This is a genomic window from Microbacterium deferens (assembly GCF_045517775.1).
GTDB lineage: Bacteria > Actinomycetota > Actinomycetes > Actinomycetales > Microbacteriaceae > Microbacterium.
The window spans coordinates 1592783-1605942 of record NZ_JBEUWT010000001.1; the positions used below are offsets into that span (position 1 = coordinate 1592783).

The following is a 13160-nucleotide window of genomic DNA, read 5'->3' on the forward strand; positions in this document are numbered from 1 at the left end:
AGTGGGCCGAGACGAGAACGCACGGAAGCGATTGACGCGAAGCTCGCCGCAGTGGGCCGTGATCGCCGTCCTGGCCGTCGCCGGACTCTGCTCGTCGTTCATGTTCACGCTGGTCGTGCCGATCCAGACGCAGCTGCCCGAACTGCTGAACGCCTCGCGGGACGACACCGCCTGGGTCGTCACCTCGACGCTGCTCGCCGCCGCCGTCACCACCCCGATCGCGGGGCGCCTCGGCGACATGTACGGCAAGCGACGCATCGTGCTCGTGCTGCTCGCCGTGCTGGTGCTCGGCTCGGTGATCGCTGCGCTGTCGACGGGCATCGGCAGCATGATCGTGGGCCGCGCCCTGCAGGGCGCCGTGGTCGGTGTCGTTCCGCTGGGCGTGTCGATCCTCCGCGACGTGCTGCACGAGAAGCGGGTCGACAGCGCGATCGCCCTCATCAGCGCGACCCTCGGCGTCGGGGGCGCGCTGGGCCTTCCGATCAGCGCTCTCGTGTCGCAGTACAGCGACTGGCACGTTCTGTTCTGGATCGCCGGGGGCCTGGGCGCGGTCGTCTTCGTGCTCGTGCTCCTGGTGGTGCCGGTGAGCGTGCTGCGCACCCCCGGCCGGTTCGACTTCGCGGGCGCCGCGGGTCTCGCGATCGGACTGATCGGGGTGCTCCTCGCCGTCTCGCGCGGCAACACCTGGGGCTGGCTCTCGCCCCTCACGCTCTCGCTCGGCATCGGCGGCGTCCTGGTGCTGCTCGTCTGGGGCTGGTACGAACTGCGCATCGACGATCCTCTGCTCGACCTCCGCGTCGCCGCCCGTCGACCGGTGCTGCTGACGAACCTCGCCTCGATCGCCATGGGCTTCGCGCTGTTCGCCTCGAACGTCGTCTACCCCCAGATCCTCGAACTGCCCGTCGAGACCGGCTCGGGCTTCGGTCTGTCGCTTCTCGCCGCGAGTCTCGTCGTCATGCCGTCGGGCCTCGTGATGATGGTGCTCTCGCCGATCTCGGGGCGCCTGGCCCGCACGATCGGCCCGCGCGTGCTGCTGGTCGCCGGCGCGATCTCGCTCATCGCCGCATACGGCTTCACGCTGCTGTTCGCCAGCGAGGTCTGGCACCTGGTCGTCGCGAACATCCTCATCGGCTTCGGTATCGGATTCGGCTACGCCGCGATGCCGATGCTCATCATGCGCTCGGTGCCGCCGAGCGAGACCGGCGCCTCGAACGGGCTGAACGCGCTCGCGCGGTCGCTCGGCACGAGCACCGCCGCCGCCATCGTCGGCGTCGTGCTGGCATCGATGTCGACGGTGCAGAACGGCTCGCAGGTGCCCACCCCCGAGGCCTTCCAGGTGTCGTTCCTCCTGGGCGGCGGAGCCGCTGTCGTCGCGCTGGTGCTGGCCCTGTTCATCCCCACACGCTCGGTCGAGAAGCATCCGTCGCTCCCCTAGCCGCTCGTGAGGTGCCGCGCTCCGGGGCATCCGGGCGCCGCGCTCCCCCGGATCGAGGCAACTCGCCGCGCCCGAAGATGAGGGGCGGATGCTGCGGGTCAGCCCGCGCGTCGCGCCGCGGCGCCGACGTGCTCGGCGAAACGGCCGGCCCAGCCGAGCACCTCGTGCGGCGAGCGGGCGACCGACAGGACGCTGCCGGGGATGATCTCGCGCAGCTTCTCGGCCGTGGAGAGCGGATGCGCCGGGTCGCCCGCCCACGCCAGCACCAGCGTCGGCGTCGAGATCGCGCGGAGCGTGCCGACGGGCGGGAAGTCGGTGTCGGCCGCCCCGCGCAGCACCGTCGGCAGCAGACCCGCGTCGACGGCCGGGTAGCTCTCCGGCGCGTCGGCGAGCGCCGGCGGAACGGGGGCGGAGCTGCCGAGCTCGACCAGCGCGTCGACGCCCTCGCGCTCGACGAAACGGGCGTTGCGCCGGTAGGTCTCGGCCTGGGCGGCGCGCGTGGTCCACGCGGTGGGCGGCACGACCAGGGTCAGGCTCGCGAAGCGGTCGGGGTCGCGAACGGCGGCGTGCAGCAGCGTGCCGGTGCCCATGGACGGGCCGACGCCGTGCACGCGTTCGCCGGGGGCGACCTCGTCGAGAAGACGGAGGAGGTCGTCGGCGAGGCGGTCCCACCCGTACGAGGCGGGATCGGCGTCGCCCGTGGAGCGGCCATGGCCGCGGGCGTCGTAGCGCAGCACACGAGCGGCGTGGAGCGCACGGCCCAGATCGAGCCCGAGCTGCGCGTCGCGGGAACGGCTCGACGTCAGCCCGTGCAGCTGCACCGCCAGCGGTCCCGCGTCGCCGGTGACGTCATAAGAGATCGCTGCTCCACCCAGGTCGAGCAACCCCACCGTCATCCTCCGTCACCAGCGCGAGATATCGTCCGCCTAGACTACGGCGCCATGCGGTTGACTACAGTCACACGGATGACTCTCCCCCCGGGACGGTTGTCCAGCTTCGTCGTCCGCACGAGTGAGACGCCCGGCAGGCGCCTGCCGGTCTCGTTCGATCAGAGGCGTCACGTCGGCGAGGGGCAGCGCCCCGGCTCATGGATGGCGGTGTCGTTCCGCCTGCCGCTCGGCGTCGACCGGGAACAGCTCGCGTCGGCCTGGATGCGGGTGATCGCGCGGCACGGCACCTTCCGCACCGCCTTCCGACCCGGCGACGACGGCCCGGCCCTGCACGAGGTCGACGTCGAAACGGGCGCGTGGACGCAGCATCCGGTCGCCCCCGGGCGCACGGCGCGCGAGGTGGTCCGCGACGTCTTCGACGAGGCCTGCGCGCCGTACCAGGCACCGTCGTACCGACTCTGCCTGCTCGAACCGCACGACGAGACCGAGGGCGGGGTGGTCGTGATCGGCGCCGACCACTCGCACGTCGACATGTGGTCGTGGCACGTCGTCATCCGCGATCTGCTCGCCGCGATCGACGCCCCCGACGTCGCCGTCGAGCCCGCCGCGCCCTTCGCCGAGCACACCGACCTGCTCGAGCGGATGCCCCCGGCGCCCTCACACGTCTCGGAGCGGTGGGACGCGATCCTGGCGGCGGAGGCCGGCGCGATGCCCCTGTTCCCCCTGCCGCTCGGCGACGTGTCGCGTCCGCGACGAGCCGTGGTCGAGGTGCGCGACGTGCTCGATTCGGCCGAGCTCCGCCGGTTCGACGCCGCGGCGTCGGCGCTGTCGGTGCGTGCGATCGCGCTGGCGATCAGCGTGCTCACCCGGGTGACGCGCACGCTGGCCGATGCGCCGCTGCGCGCGGTCTTCCCCGTGCACAGCCGTCATGACCACCGCTGGCACGACGCGGTCGGCTGGTTCATCACGAACGCGGTGATCGAGAGCGACGACGACGATCCGGCGGCCTGCGCCGCATCCGTCAAGGAGGCCATGGCGCTGGGGTCGTACCCGCTCGCGCCGATCCTGGCGCCCTACGGCGGCATGCCCGTGCGGCCGGGGATGTTCGCCCTGTCGTGGCTCGACGTGCGGCGCATGACCATGCCGACCGACCCCGAGCTCGAGATCCAGCACGTGTCAGCGGCGATCGACGTCGACGGCGTCATGATCTGGTTCACCGCCACCCGCAACGGCCTGCAGCTGCGCTCGCGCTACCCCGACACCCCCGAGGCGCGGGCGAACGTGGGCGCGTGGCTCGACGCCCTCGAAGCCGGGCTGGAGGATGCTGCGGCCCGCTGACCCGGCACCGCATGCACGTTCCCCCCGCGGGCGCTCCCCCGTCGCATCCGGCGGGTCCCACCCACCACCCGCGTCAGGGGAACCCCGGGAAGGATCCTCCCCTGTCACGAATGAAGGGCGGGACCAGCCGTTCGCGACAGGGGAGCGAAGGGAGCGCCCGAGGACTACCGCGGTGCGCGCACGAAGAGCTGTCGCACGACGCGCAGGAGCCCGAGGAACCCGAACAGGCCGATCGCGGCGCCGAGCAGGTCGAACAGCCCCCATCCGCCCGGGTACTGGGGGCCGGTGTCGACCACCGTCAGCACGATGGCGACCACCACGGCCGTGATCGACACCAGGGCGCCCACGATCTGCGCCGCGATCGAGCGGACGAACCCCTCCTGCGCCTCACCGGGGATCGCGCGCACGCGCAGGCCCGCGGTGCCGTTCTCGATGCCTGTCATGAGGTTCTCCAGCCGTTGCGGCAACGCCTTCGCCCGCACCGCCGCCAGGGCCGCGCTCGCCTGGGCGTCGAGGGCGAGACGCTGGGGCGACACCATGCGGCGCGCGAGGCCGGGCACCACCGGGAGCGCGCGGGCGATCATGTCGAAGTCGGGTACGAGCACCCGCAGGCATCCCTCGAGCGTCGCGAAACTGCGGAACGCGGACGCGAGGTCGCCCGGGAGGGCGATGCGATGGTCGCGGATGACGTCGACCATGCGGGAGAAGATCGACCCGTCGCCGGCGGGCCGGAAGCGCTCGGAGGTGAGCACGATGCCGATGTCGTGGCGGAACGCGTCGATGTCGGCATCGGCCGGTACGTCGACGATGAGCAGCAGCGCGTCGCTGGCGATCACGTCGTCCTCGGTGAGCGCCCCGAGCAGCAGCGCGGTCATGTGCTCGCGCTGGCTTCTCTCGATCACCCCGATCGCCCCGAAATCGATGAGGCCGAGCGACCCGTCGTCGCGCAGGATCACATTGCCGGGGTGGAGGTCGGCGTGGAAGACGCCGTAGAGCAGGATCTGCTGGATGACCGAGGTCATCAGTCCGATCGCGAGGGCGTCGCGGGCATCGTCCGACATCGCGTCGAGTCGGTCGTGCGCGCGGCTGAGCGGCTCCCCGGCGACGAGGTCCATGGTGAGCAGACGCTTCGTCGACCCGTGCGCGTGCACGGCCGGGATCGACAGCAGCGGACTCTCGTCGCCGTCGGCCTCGGCGATGAGGTCCAAAGCGGTGCGCATCATCTCCATGTTCCGCGCTTCGATGCGGTAGTCGAGCTCGTCGAGGAGCGTGGAGGTGAACCCGCGCGCCACCGATTCCAGCCGCAGGTCTTTGCCCGCGCGGGTCTGGCGCTCGGCGCGCTGCGCCAGGCGCAGGATGATGTCGACGTCGGCCTCCACCTGCGCGCGTGCCGCCGGCCGCTGCACCTTCACCACGACCGGCGTCCCATCGAGGAGTGTGCCGGTGTGCACCTGCGCGACCGACGCCGCAGCGAGCGGCACGGGGTCGATCGACGCGAAGACCTCGTCGATGGGGCGGTCCAGCTCGTCCTGGATCACGGTCTCGACGACGTCCCACGCGAGAGTATTGGCGCTGGACTGCAGGGTCGACAGCGCAGAGATGTAGGGCTCGGGGATCAGGTCTCGGCGGGTGGAGAGCACCTGGCCGAGCTTGACGAAGGTGACGCCGGAGTCGTTGATGGTCGACACCAGCGCCTGCGCTCGCTGCTGGCTGGTCGTGAGCTCCCGCTCCACGCGCGACGTGCCGTGGACGAGCCAGCCCGCGCCGTGCTGCGACGCGATCGCGAGGATCTGGAGGTAGCGGCGGGTGCGCTTGCGCTGGCGGATGCCCGCGCGGGCCACGTCGATCGGGTTCGGCAGCGGTCTCGTGGGAAAGATGGCCTCGAGCGCGACGAGCACCGCGAGCCCCAGGGCGAAGATCCACGCGAGAGACAGAACCACGACCGCCAGCGCCAGGAGGGCCGACTGCACGTCGTCGGTGCGCCGGTCCACCAGCAGGCCCGACTGATCCAGCATCCAGTTCGAGAACGGCAGTCCGACGCTGAAGACGAGGAGTCCGACGAGGATGCTGCGCGGCCAGCCGACCGGGGTCTCGAGGATGCGTCGCGCCACGAAGCCGACGAGCACCGCCGAAGCGATCGCGAAGAGCGCCGTCAGGATATCGGCGAGCACGGGTGCACCTCCCTCTCGCCGGCCGTGATGCCGGCTGGTGCACACACTAACAACGCCGCGCCGGTCACCTCACGCCGGGATTCGACCGCCGCAGTCGGAGACAATGCAGGGATGGATCTCTCCGCCGGGCCGATCGTGCTCGACGGCGGGCTGGGCACGCTCCTCGAGGCGCACGGGCACGACCTGTCCGACCCGCTGTGGAGCGCGCGGCTGCTCGCCGACGACCCCGATGCGATCCGCGCCGCGCACGCGGAGTACTTCGCCGCCGGCGCGCAGGTCGCGATCACCGCGTCGTACCAGGTGGGCTTCTCGACGCTCGCACGGCGCGGTTTCTCAGCCGGCGATACCGAGCGGATGCTGCGCGCGAGCGTCGACCTCGCCGCATCCGCTCGTTCGACCGCCGACGGCGGCGACACGCCTCGCTGGATCGCCGCATCGATCGGCCCCTACGGCGCGACTCTCGGCGACGGCTCGGAGTACCGCGGCGCGTCGGGGTTGACCCGCGACGAGCTGCGTCGCTGGCACGAACCGCGGTTCGCGGTGCTCGCCGACGCGGGGGCCGACCTGCTCGCCATCGAGACCATCCCGACGCTCGACGAAGCCGCAGCTCTCGTCGATCTCGCGCGCGGCTCCGGGCGCCCCGCGTGGTTGTCGTTCACGGTCGAGGGCGGGCGACTGCGATCGGGGCAGCCGATGGCCGACGGTTTCGCCCTGGCGAACTCCGCCGACGAGATCGTCGCGGTGGGGATCAACTGCTCCCACCCCGACGAGGTTCCCGGTGCGATCGCCGCCGCCCGGTCGGTGACCGATCGCCCCGTCGTCGTCTACCCGAACTCCGGCGAGCGCTGGGATGCCGCCGCCCGGGTGTGGCGCGGTGCTGCGGGCCTCCCCGAAGACGACCGGGCGGCCGGTGCGAGCCTGGTCGGCGGATGCTGCCGGGTGGGGCCCGCCGACATCGCGCGGATGAGGTCGAGGGTGCGTGCCGGTGGACCGACCGATGGCCTTCGGTAGCGTGGAGGCATGCAGCGGCGCAGACGTTCCTGGGTGATCGGCGGTACGGCTCTCATCGTCTGCGGGGTGCTGGCGATGTTGTCGTCGTCGTTCCTCGGCACCCCCGCCGTTCGGGCGATCGCGATCACGGGAGACGTCGCGTGGGCGTTCGGCGTGCTGATGTTCGCGATCGGGCTCACCCGCGAGCAGAGCCTCGTCGCCCGCAAGCCTCTCGGAACGATCGCGCTGACCATCGTGGCGCTGTGGCCCGTGACGTCGTCAGCGATCGGTGCGGTGCTCGAGTCGCAGCGTACGACCGATGCCGCGGTATGGAGCGCGCTCGGGTACGTCGGCATCCTGGTCCCGGTCGGGGCGGGCCTGATCGCCACCGTGCAGATCGGCCGCATCGGTGTCGCACCTCACCCGTGGCGATGGGCGCCGCTCTCGGTGCTCGCCGGGCAAGCGGCGCTGTGGGTCTTGGTGCAGGTCGCCTACCTCGTCGTCCCCGGCGACGAGGTGCAGCTGCTCGCGGGGCCGCTCGCAGCGCTCGGCACGCTGGCGGTGCTCGCCGCCACGCTGGGCCTCGGGATCCTCGCCCTCGTGCTCGCCGCACGGACCAGGCCGGAGTCGGTCGAGGTCTATGCGCCCGGCGCCCCGTAGTCGACGCCGTCGGTGCGGCCGTACCGCACCCGCGAAGACGCGCGACCGGGTGCGGAGAGGATCACCGCGTGCGACGCGACCGCCACATCCCGACGATCCCCTGGCCGATCGGGTAACCCGAGAAGGCGGTGACGAAGTGAGCAGCAGTGGGGGCGCCGTTCGCGTCCCAGATCAGCATGCCGGTCAGGATCACGACGCCGGTGATGAAGTATGCCGCTGCGACGCCGAAAGTCATCGGCTTGATCTCGGTACCCATGGGTGCTGTCCTCCGCGTGGTTGCGTGTACGTGGGGCGCAGAGGGGTGTCCGTGGAGGAATATCTGCGTCGTCCTGATCGCAAGATATCGGCATGGCCGCCGACACCCCAAACTCGGTGGAGCGCACAGCCGACCCGGCGCAGCATCCGTTCGGCAGATGCAGAACGACCCCCGCAGGAACTCTCACCGCAGGGGTCGCCGCGCACCAGGAGGATCTATCTCGATCGAACCGCGACCGATCCTTGTACCGCACGCGTTGCAGTAACGACACTGCCATCGCAACGGTGTCACCGACCCGCCCTTGACAGGTCTCGTGCAGGTGGTAGGAGTGAGAGCCCACCCGGTCGACGAGACACCCGCCGGCGACGACGTCTCGCGGCGGACTTTCGGCGCACCGAACGAAAAACCCGCCGGAAAATTGCCATGATGATGGCCTGAGAGGGAGTAGTTCCCGCAGAGCGCGTCGACATGCTGGTGAGATCGACCTCACCCGGTGCGCCGCCCGGATTCCGGGTGAACGAGACTCTCGACACCATCGACGTGTCGGGCGTTCACCTGCCCGCGCGCCGAGAAAGGCGCCCCGTGTCCTTCTTCAACCTTCTCGTCGTCTCGGTCGGCGTCTCTGCCGACGCCTTCGCGGTCTCGCTCTCGCAGGGCGTGCGCGTCAAGACGCGGATCTACCGCGACGCCCTGATCGTCGCCCTGACCTTCGGCCTGTTCCAGGCGGCCATGCCGCTCGTCGGGTACCTGCTCGGCGCGCAGTTCAGCTTCCTCATCGCACCCGTCGATCACTGGATCGCGTTCGGCCTGCTGGCGCTGATCGGCGGAAAGATGCTGTGGGAAGCGTTCCGCGCGCACCCCGATGACGTGCCGACCGGCCGCATCCGCCCGCGCGAGCTGCTGCTGCTCGGTATCGCGACCAGCATCGACGCTCTCGCGGTCGGAATCAGCTTCGCGTTCCTCGACGTCGACATCGCGCCGGCGGTCGTGCTCATCGGCGTCATCACGTTCGCCGTCTCGTTCGTCGGCGTGGCGCTCGGCCACCGTGTCGGCACCCGCTTCCAGAAGCCGGCCGAGATCGGCGGCGGCCTCGTGCTGATCGGCATCGGCACGAAGATCCTGCTCGAGCACCTCCTCGGTTGAGCACCGGCGCGGAATAGCGGCGCGCCGCATCCCGTTGGGCCGGGGGTCGGGCGTCCGCGATGCGCCGGCCCCTCCCCCCGAAAGGACCCCCGTGGATCTGTTCTCCCCCCTCGCCGTCGGCGACCTCGCGCTCCCGAACCGCGTCGTGATGGCGCCCCTGACGCGCATGCGCTCCGGTGCCGACGGCGTGCCCGGCGACATCGTCGTCGAGCACTACTCCCAGCGCGCAGGCCTCGGGCTCATCATCACCGAGGGCGTGTACCCGAGCGCAGAGTCACGGGCCTACCCCGGTCAGCCCGGGATCGTCACCGACGAGCAGGCCGCGGGGTGGAGAGCGGTCGCCGCGGCGGTGCACGCCGAAGGCGGACGCATCGTGATGCAGCTCATGAACGGCGGCCGCGTCTCGCACACCGACATCACGGGCACCGACCGCATCGTCGCCCCCAGCGCCGTCGCGATCGACGGCGCTGTGCACACCCCCGAAGGCAAGAAGGCGTTCCCCGTGCCGCACGCCCTGACGACGACGGAGCTCGACGACGTGCGCGCGGAGTTCGTCGGGGCCGCCCGGCGCGCGATCGACGCCGGCATGGACGGCGTCGAGGTGCACAGCGCCAACGGCTACCTGCTGCACCAGTTCCTCTCCCCCGTGTCGAACCAGCGCACCGATGCCTACGGCGGATCGCCGCAGGCCCGCGCGCGGTTCGTCGTCGAGGTGGCCGCGGCCGTCGCGGCCGAGGTCGGCGCCGGTCGCGTCGGCATCCGCCTCTCCCCCGCGCACAACATCCAGGACGTCGTCGAGACCGACCCCGCCGACGTCCGCGCCACCTACGAGGCGCTCATCGACGGCCTCGCACCCCTCGGCCTCGCCTACCTCAGCGTGCTGCACGCCGAACCCGGCGGCGATCTCGTGCAAGACCTCCGCTCGCGGTTCGGCGGCGTGTTCATCGCCAACAGCGGGTTCGGCAAGCTCACCACGAAAGACGAGGCGGCCGAGTTCGTCGCGCGCGGGGCAGCGGATGCCGTCGCCGTCGGACGTCTCGCGATCGCCAACCCCGACCTCGTCGAGCGGTGGCAGGGCGGACACCCCGAGAACGAGCCGAACCCGGCGACGTTCTACGGCGAGGGCGCCGAGGGTTACACCGACTACCCGCGCCTGGCGGGCTGACCTCCGCAGAATCCGCGAGACCGCTCCTGCGCGGCGAGACCCGGGGCCGATGTTACGGTTTCGTCGCGCAGACGCGGTCTCGCGTTCATCACGGCACGCAAGACTGAGGGCATGAGACGACGACTGAGTCCTCTTGTCTGCACCCTCATCGCGATCGCATCGGTGGTCGCCATACCGGTTGTCTTCGTGGCGGGAGCCGCGTACGGCATCGAGTCGCAGGAGTGGGACCCTGTCCACTCGACCTACTTCTACGATGAGCGGCCGGGCGGGGGTTTCGTCGTGATCGGGGCGCTGCTTGCGTGCGTCGCGCTCGCGGCACTGGCCTTCGCCGCGGGGAACGCCGCTCTCAACGGCCGACGCGCATCCCGCGTCCCCGGCTGACCACTCGTCCCGCGTCGATACTTCTGTCGACAGACGAGGTCACCGGCCCGCTCAGAGACGGCGCGGGCGATCGAGACCGAGATGGATGCGGGTGCGCTTGCGCTCGACGACGATGAAGGTCGCCCCGACCAGCCACAACGGCACCTGGGTGAGGAAGGCGATTCGGAACGCGTCGAGCGAGTAGGTGTCCGGGGTGCCCGCGCCCTGCAGGTCCATCGCGATACCGATGAAGAGGATCGCCAGCAGCCCCGCGAGGAACCCGCCGCCGTTGACGATGCCCGTCGCGGTGCTGAGGCGGTGACTCGGATTGTGCGCGCGGGCGTGGTCGAACGCGATCATCGACGCGGGGCCCCCGGTGCCCATCGCGAAGGCCAGCACCAGCAGGAGCCAGAGAGGCGCCGGGCCCGGCCAGGCCGCCACGGTGATCCACGCGGCGGCCTGCAGCCCGATCGACGGGAGGACGAGCCACCGCGAGCGTCGCATCGGATGTCTGCTCGAGAGGGCGCCCATGACCGGCCCGACGGTGATCCCGAAGAGCACGAACGCGGTGAGCACCAGCGAGGCCTCGGCCGGCTGCAGCCCCTCGCCCGCGGTGAGGAAGGGGAAGCCCCAGAGGATGACGAAGGCGTTCCCCGCGAACGGCGTGGTGAAGTGCGACCAGAAGGCGAGCCGGGTGCCGGGGTGCTTCCACGCCTCGCTGAACCCCTGCCGCAGGTCGGCCGACGACCGCACGACGGTGATCGTGCCGGTGTCGGTGTCGACCGCGACATCGGCGGAGCGCGTGGGCGGGCGGTTGCGCACGATCACGAAGATCAGCACCGAGAACAGCATCCCGAGTCCGGCGAGGCTCCCGAACGCCACGCTCCACGAGGTGGCGTGCAGCAGGGCGGCGAGCGGGATGACCGAGACGATCTGCCCGAGCTGGCCGATGATGCCCGTCAGCTGCACCAGCACGGGCGCTCGTTGCGCCGGGAACCAGGTGGCGATCACCCGCAGCACGCTCGGGAAGATCGCCGCGTCGCCGGCGCCCAGCAGCACGCGCGCGAGGATGCCGATGCCCACGTCGCTGGCGAACGCCATGACGAGCTGGCCGGCGGCCATCACCACCATGCCGATCGTCATGACCGGCCGCGCGCCGAAGCGGTCGAGGAGGAGTCCGACGGGGATCTGCATGCCGCCGTAGACCGCCAGCTGGATCACGGCGAACATCGACAGCGCCGACGCATCCGCGTTGAAGCGGGTCGCCGCATCCACACCGACCGCCGAGAGCGACGTGCGGTTGGTGATCGACAGCACGTAGCCGGCGAGGCCGACGGCCCACACCAGCCACATGCGCCAACCCGGGGAGGGGGCGAGCACGGGAGCAGTCACGGGTCTTCTCTGTCGACGGAAGGGACCCTCCCAGCGTAGGCCGGGTCGGAGCGCGTCAGCGCACGGGCGCCTTCCGCCCCGAGCTCACGTGACGCGCGGGCTCGGGGCGCATTCTTCGGGTCGGGGCGCAGAATCCCGCGCCCCGACCCGAGAACTGCGCCCCAAACCGCCGTGCGCCGGGGTGGGGCGTCAGCGCTCGAGCACGACCGCGAGTCCCTGTCCGACGCCGATGCAGATCGCGACCACCGCGACCCCGCCACCCCGGCGCGCCAGTTCGTGCGCGGCTCGCCCGACGACGCGGCCGCCCGACGCGCCCAGCGGGTGCCCGATCGCGAGGGCCCCGCCGTGCACATTGAGCTTCGCCGGGTCGAGCTCGGTCCACAGCTTCGCGCACGCGAGCGACTGCGACGCGAAGGCCTCGTTGAGCTCGACGAAGTCCACGTCGGCCCACGTGCGTCCCGCGCGCGCGAGGGCCCGGTTCGCCGCCTCGACCGGGGCGATCCCGAACACGTCGGGGTCGTTGCCGAACACCCCGCGCCCGGCGATGCGGGCGAGGGGCTCGGAATCGAGCGCGCCCTCGGCACCGATCAGCACCGCCGAGGCGCCGTCGTTGATGGGAGAGGAGTTGCCGGCCGTGACGGAGCCGTCCGCGGCGAACAGCGTCTTGAGCCCGGCGAGCTTGTCGAGGGTGGTGTCCTCGCGGATGCTCTCGTCACGGGCGAGCTCGTGCCCCTCGACCTGCACGATCTCGCCGTCGAAGACCCCCGCCGCCCAGGCGTCGGCCGCGGCGCGGTGGCTGCGCAGGGCGAAGGCGTCCTGCTCCTCGCGGCTGATCCCGTAGAGCCCGGCGAGCTTCTCGGCCGACTCGCCGTTCGAGATCGTCCAGTCCTTGCGCAGGCGCGGATTCGTCATGCGCCACCCGATCGAGGTGTTCCACATGGTCTGATTGCCGACGGCGGGCCAGGGCTTGGGCGACTTCTCGACGACGAACGGGGCGCGGCTCATCGACTCGACCCCGCCAGTCAGCACGATGTCGGCGTCACCGGCCTCGATCGCCCGCGAGCCCTGGATCACGGCCTCGAGCGACGACCCGCAGAGACGGTTGACCGTCACACCCGGCACGCTCGACGGGAACCCCGCGAGCAGCGCGCCGAACCGCGCGACGTCGCGATTGTCTTCGCCCGCCTGATTGGCGTCGCCGAAGATGACGTCGTCGATCCGGGCCGGGTCGAGTCCGGTGCGGGCGACGGATGCTGCCATCACGGCCGCGGCGAGGTCGTCGGGGCGGACGCCCGAGAGCGCTCCGCCGGCGCGGCCGAAAGGAGTGCGGACGGCGTCGTAGATCCAGGTGCTGGGCATG

Annotated in this window: 12 protein-coding genes; 7 read left to right on the forward strand and 5 right to left on the reverse strand. The window is 71.4% G+C overall.

Translation table 11 applies throughout. The features are described 5' to 3' along the window. Position 1 precedes the first annotated feature (1 nt). Positions 2-1435, forward strand: a complete 1434-nt coding sequence (locus ABTU82_RS07500) for an MFS transporter (protein ID WP_407172692.1) — start codon at positions 2-4, stop codon at positions 1433-1435. 98 nt (positions 1436-1533) lie between these two features. Here ABTU82_RS07500 and ABTU82_RS07505 read toward each other — a convergent pair whose 3' ends face one another. Beyond that, positions 1534-2325, reverse strand: a complete 792-nt coding sequence (locus ABTU82_RS07505; RefSeq protein WP_407172693.1) for an alpha/beta fold hydrolase — start codon at positions 2323-2325, stop codon at positions 1534-1536. A gap of 75 nt (positions 2326-2400) precedes the next feature. On the opposite strand from ABTU82_RS07505, the gene ABTU82_RS07510 reads away from it, so the two are divergent. After that, entirely contained in the window at positions 2401-3663 is a 1263-nt protein-coding gene (locus ABTU82_RS07510; RefSeq protein WP_165817986.1) for a condensation domain-containing protein, read from the forward strand. 164 nt (positions 3664-3827) lie between these two features. Here ABTU82_RS07510 and ABTU82_RS07515 read toward each other — a convergent pair whose 3' ends face one another. Then, the gene (locus ABTU82_RS07515) at positions 3828-5834 is read right to left on the reverse strand and encodes an ABC1 kinase family protein (protein WP_407172695.1); all 2007 of its coding nucleotides are present in this window, start codon (positions 5832-5834) and stop codon (positions 3828-3830) included. Positions 5835-5945: 111 nt separating this feature from the next. On the opposite strand from ABTU82_RS07515, the gene mmuM reads away from it, so the two are divergent. Together mmuM and ABTU82_RS07525 are read left to right on the forward strand one after the other, a co-directional pair. Next, entirely contained in the window at positions 5946-6845 is a 900-nt protein-coding gene (gene mmuM / locus ABTU82_RS07520; RefSeq protein WP_407172696.1) for a homocysteine S-methyltransferase, read from the forward strand. Positions 6846-6854: 9 nt separating this feature from the next. Then, positions 6855-7484, forward strand: coding sequence for a hypothetical protein (locus ABTU82_RS07525; protein ID WP_407172698.1), 630 nt, complete (start codon positions 6855-6857; stop codon positions 7482-7484). 61 nt (positions 7485-7545) lie between these two features. Here ABTU82_RS07525 and ABTU82_RS07530 read toward each other — a convergent pair whose 3' ends face one another. Continuing rightward, positions 7546-7740 (reverse strand): hypothetical protein, encoded by a 195-nt coding sequence (locus tag ABTU82_RS07530; RefSeq protein ID WP_116648140.1) that lies wholly within the window; start codon positions 7738-7740, stop codon positions 7546-7548. A gap of 513 nt (positions 7741-8253) precedes the next feature. Here ABTU82_RS07530 and ABTU82_RS07535 point away from each other — a divergent pair. The 3 genes from ABTU82_RS07535 (at position 8254) to ABTU82_RS07545 (ending at position 10429) form a co-directional block, all read left to right on the forward strand. After that, positions 8254-8883, forward strand: a complete 630-nt coding sequence (locus ABTU82_RS07535) for a manganese efflux pump MntP (RefSeq protein WP_407172699.1) — start codon at positions 8254-8256, stop codon at positions 8881-8883. Positions 8884-8974: 91 nt separating this feature from the next. After that, positions 8975-10048 (forward strand): alkene reductase, encoded by a 1074-nt coding sequence (locus tag ABTU82_RS07540; RefSeq protein WP_407172701.1) that lies wholly within the window; start codon positions 8975-8977, stop codon positions 10046-10048. 111 nt (positions 10049-10159) lie between these two features. Further along, positions 10160-10429 (forward strand): hypothetical protein, encoded by a 270-nt coding sequence (locus tag ABTU82_RS07545; RefSeq protein ID WP_407172702.1) that lies wholly within the window; start codon positions 10160-10162, stop codon positions 10427-10429. A gap of 51 nt (positions 10430-10480) precedes the next feature. On the opposite strand, the gene ABTU82_RS07550 is transcribed toward ABTU82_RS07545, so the two are convergent. Further along, positions 10481-11800: an MFS transporter gene (locus ABTU82_RS07550; RefSeq protein ID WP_407172703.1), complete on the reverse strand. Its 1320-nt coding sequence runs from the start codon at positions 11798-11800 to the stop codon at positions 10481-10483. A 189-nt stretch (positions 11801-11989) separates the two neighbouring features. Continuing rightward, positions 11990-13159: a thiolase family protein gene (locus ABTU82_RS07555; protein WP_407172705.1), complete on the reverse strand. Its 1170-nt coding sequence runs from the start codon at positions 13157-13159 to the stop codon at positions 11990-11992. Position 13160: the final 1 nt, after the last annotated feature.

What these genes read in the sequence shown, in the direction of transcription:
- ABTU82_RS07555 (WP_407172705.1), bottom strand. Translation starts at nt 13,159, where the DNA reads ATGCCCAGCACCTGGATCTACGACGCCGTCCGCACTCCTTTCGGCCGC.
- ABTU82_RS07510 (WP_165817986.1), top strand. Translation starts at nt 2,401, where the DNA reads ATGACTCTCCCCCCGGGACGGTTGTCCAGCTTCGTCGTCCGCACGAGT.
- ABTU82_RS07525 (WP_407172698.1), top strand. Translation starts at nt 6,855, where the DNA reads ATGCAGCGGCGCAGACGTTCCTGGGTGATCGGCGGTACGGCTCTCATC.
- mmuM (WP_407172696.1), top strand. Translation starts at nt 5,946, where the DNA reads ATGGATCTCTCCGCCGGGCCGATCGTGCTCGACGGCGGGCTGGGCACG.
- ABTU82_RS07545 (WP_407172702.1), top strand. Translation starts at nt 10,160, where the DNA reads ATGAGACGACGACTGAGTCCTCTTGTCTGCACCCTCATCGCGATCGCA.
- ABTU82_RS07530 (WP_116648140.1), bottom strand. Translation starts at nt 7,740, where the DNA reads ATGGGTACCGAGATCAAGCCGATGACTTTCGGCGTCGCAGCGGCATAC.